At 70.6% G+C, this 2,854-nt stretch carries 5 protein-coding genes; 4 read left to right on the forward strand and 1 reads right to left on the reverse strand.

What is annotated here, in order from left to right; genetic code table 11:
- Window positions 1–228: 228 nt before the first annotated feature.
- From LOY02_RS18935 to LOY02_RS18945, 3 genes are all read left to right on the forward strand, one after another.
- The gene (locus LOY02_RS18935; protein WP_317183916.1) at window positions 229–585 is read left to right on the forward strand and encodes a hypothetical protein; all 357 of its coding nucleotides are present in this window, start codon (window positions 229–231) and stop codon (window positions 583–585) included.
- Window positions 572–769 carry a hypothetical protein gene (locus LOY02_RS18940; RefSeq protein ID WP_317183917.1) on the forward strand — a complete coding sequence of 66 codons (198 nt, stop codon included), beginning with the start codon at window positions 572–574 and terminating at the stop codon, window positions 767–769. Before LOY02_RS18935 ends, LOY02_RS18940 begins: the two co-directional genes overlap by 14 nt.
- A gap of 540 nt (window positions 770–1,309) precedes the next feature.
- A complete protein-coding gene (locus tag LOY02_RS18945; RefSeq protein WP_317183918.1) occupies window positions 1,310–1,492 on the forward strand; it encodes a YegP family protein in 183 nt (60 codons plus the stop codon).
- 126 nt (window positions 1,493–1,618) lie between these two features.
- On the opposite strand, the gene LOY02_RS18950 is transcribed toward LOY02_RS18945, so the two are convergent.
- Window positions 1,619–2,050, reverse strand: a complete 432-nt coding sequence (locus tag LOY02_RS18950; protein WP_317183919.1) for a DoxX family protein — start codon at window positions 2,048–2,050, stop codon at window positions 1,619–1,621.
- A gap of 99 nt (window positions 2,051–2,149) precedes the next feature.
- On the opposite strand from LOY02_RS18950, the gene LOY02_RS18955 reads away from it, so the two are divergent.
- Window positions 2,150–2,854, forward strand: a 705-nt coding sequence (locus LOY02_RS18955; protein ID WP_317183920.1) for a VOC family protein, incomplete at its 3' end; no start/stop codon positions are given.

Below are 2,854 nucleotides of genomic sequence, written 5' to 3' on the forward strand. Positions count from 1 at the left end.
GTCGGCCCCCCACCCGAGCAGCACCACCTATCGGACCCCGGCCCGATCCCGGTCGCCCACCCACCCGACCGCCCCACGAGGTTGTCCGTCTCCCACGGCGCCATCACCGCAGCTCGGGCGACCGCGGGGAGCGGGCGGCACGGGCGTATGGTGGGTGAACCGCCCTCGCCATTCGCCCCGAGCGCGGTGGGAAGCAAGGTGTCCACGGATGTGCGCCCAGAGTCACCGATGACGACAGACCCGCCGGAGCCGCCCCCACCGGGTGTGGACCCCACCATGGGAGCCGACGCGACGAGCGTGTTGAGCTCACTGCGGGACAGCATGAACGAGGCGCGCGAGGCCGTCATGGTGGCGCGTCGGCCGCCCGCGGGACCGACGCAGCTCAAGGACGCCCGCGGCGACTACCTCGCGACGATGTTGGCCTATGAGCAGGCCCTCAACCTCTATCGGCTACCGGTCCCCCGCCGACTGCACGACGATATACGACTCATGCGGCGCCTCGTCTCGGGCGCAGGTCCGGCAGTGACTGCGCGCTACCGGCCGTCCGGCACCACCTGGCGAGGAGGTCGGCATGGTCAGAACTGAGGATCCGGACAGCACCCTCCCTCCCGCGCCGTGGGCGTTGGATCGCGCTGCCAGCGACCTCTACGACGAGGTCGATCCCAAGGTCGTCGCGGCCCATGCGCGCGAGCTCGAGCGTGCTGCGGGGGAGATCGAGGATGAGCGCCACGACGAGTTCGACGATCCCGATGAGGGCGGGGAGGCCTGAGCCGCCGCTCGCACCTGATCGTGGGTACGTTGCCATGGTCAACCGGCCACCCGGACGCAGGCGACGAGGGAGCCGACGTCACGAGCCAACGCGATGTCGTCCTCGCCGGGCGGTACCGCCTGCTCGAGCAGATCGCCGTCGGCGGGATGGGCACGGTCTGGCAGGCACGAGACGAGCGTCTCCAACGCACCGTGGCCGCCAAGCTGCTTCGGCTCCCCCGGAATCGGGGCCGATGCGCGTCGAGGCGAGCTTGACGCACACCGTCGAGGACGGTCGCGTCGTCGAGGAGCGCACGGCCCATGGCTTTGTCGAGGAGGACGGCATCCTCAAGATCGACAGCTCCGAGGTGCCCAGCAGCCGAGCGCTCCGGCCGGTGCCGCCGCGAGGAGCCTTTGCCCGCGGCATCCGCCGGGGCGGGGGCCACGCCAAGCCCCCGCGTGTGCACGCTCAGGAGGACGAAATCGGTGCATTCGGGCACACGAACTCCTGCCACGGTCTAGGTTCGAGACAGCAGGTTCTCCCCACGCAAGGAGGCAAGCGATGGCAGGCAAGTTCGAGCTGTACAAGGATGCGTCCGGCAAGTTCCGTTTCCGTCTCAAGGCCAGCAACGGGCAGATCATCGCCACGGGCGAGGCCTACGAGACAAGGGCGAGCGCGCTCAAGGGCATCGAGTCGGTGCGCAAGAACGCCGGCGGCGCGGTCCTGGACGACCAGACCAGCTGACCACCGCTCGTCAGCAGACCGCGGAGACCGACACGGCAGGTGGCGTATGCCGTCGAGCTGGCCCGAGCCCCGAGCGGCCTTGGGTGCGGGGCCCGGCTCAGCGGCATACGACCCGACGCGTCTCGCTCAGGCGGGGAAGGCCTCTGGGCCGAACCGACCCCACGCGACGAAGACGGCCATGGCGAGGTAGAGGAGGTCCGGCGCGATCGTCCACCTCTCCCCGCGGCGCAGACGCATGGTCGCCGCGCCGAGGAAGAGCAGCGCGACGCAGACGGCGGTGACGGGCACCAGCCCCGGAGCGATGCCGAGGACAGCGGGCAGGATCAGGCCGACCGCCGCGAGGAGCTCCAGGGCGGCGATCGCACGCAGGGCGCCAGGACTGAAGTCGAGGACCCACTCCGCGGCGTGGCCCACCGAGGCGATCTTCTCCCGCGGTACGAACGCCTTGGAGGTGCTCACGAGGAGGACGGTGGCGAGCAGGCCGGCGGCGATCCACAGGGCGAGGTTCATGGTGTGCTCCTTCGAGGTGCTGATCCGGTCGCGACGTGCGACAGCCATCAAGACACCGCCGACCCGTCGGCCGTGACACGGCACAACGATCGGTTCGGATCACCATCCGGAAGGAGCTCGTCCGCAATGGGTTCTACAGTGCCGCGTATGACAGAGCTCGGTCCGGATTGGCGGGTGGTCGATGGCGTTGCTGCGGCATGGTTCGACGCGCCCTCACTGATCGAGGGGGCAGCGCTGGCCGAGCGCATCGTGGAACTGTCGCCCGGGATCGTGGTCGACCTGCGGGCGACAGGCACGCGCGTGCGCCTCGACTCGGTCGGCCACGCCGAAGCGGTGTCGGCAGCCGCGCGGGACCTCGGGATGGCCGCCAACCCTGCCGTGCTGCAGCACCTGAGCGTCGTGTTCGAATCCGCGAACCCGCCTGTGGTGACTCGGTTCTGGCAGCGCGTGCTCGGCTACGCGCCTGCAGATGACGGTGGTTTGACGGATCCGTTGCGGCGCGACCCCGCGATCCGGATCCGGCAGGCGACCGAGCCGCGGCCGTTGCGAAACCGCATCCACCTCGACGTGGTGCGCCCGGCCGCGGCGGTCGAGCAGGCCAGTCCTGGTGAGGGCTCTGGACCGTACGGGGTCTGCCACACCGACCCCGACGGCAACGAGGTCGACCTGGTGCCGGGCGCGGCGCTCGGCGAGACGGTCGGGACAGCCGACTGGCAGGCGGTGTTCAGCGCGATGGCGTGCTACCGCGTCACCACGCCGACGCAGCAGCGTGAACTGGCCGCAGGGGCAGCGGCGCTGGCCGGCGACATGGGCTTCCCGCTGCTGGTCGACCTGCGGCCCGGGCTCGTGATC

It is taken from the genome of Intrasporangium sp., assembly GCF_032907665.1.
Taxonomy (GTDB): domain Bacteria; phylum Actinomycetota; class Actinomycetes; order Actinomycetales; family Dermatophilaceae; genus Intrasporangium.

Excerpts from the sequence above, each read along its gene's own strand:
- LOY02_RS18935 (WP_317183916.1), top strand. The coding sequence starts at position 229 with ATGACGACAGACCCGCCGGAGCCGCCCCCACCGGGTGTGGACCCCACC.
- LOY02_RS18940 (WP_317183917.1), top strand. The coding sequence starts at position 572 with ATGGTCAGAACTGAGGATCCGGACAGCACCCTCCCTCCCGCGCCGTGG.
- LOY02_RS18945 (WP_317183918.1), top strand. The coding sequence starts at position 1,310 with ATGGCAGGCAAGTTCGAGCTGTACAAGGATGCGTCCGGCAAGTTCCGT.
- LOY02_RS18950 (WP_317183919.1), bottom strand. The coding sequence starts at position 2,050 with ATGGCTGTCGCACGTCGCGACCGGATCAGCACCTCGAAGGAGCACACC.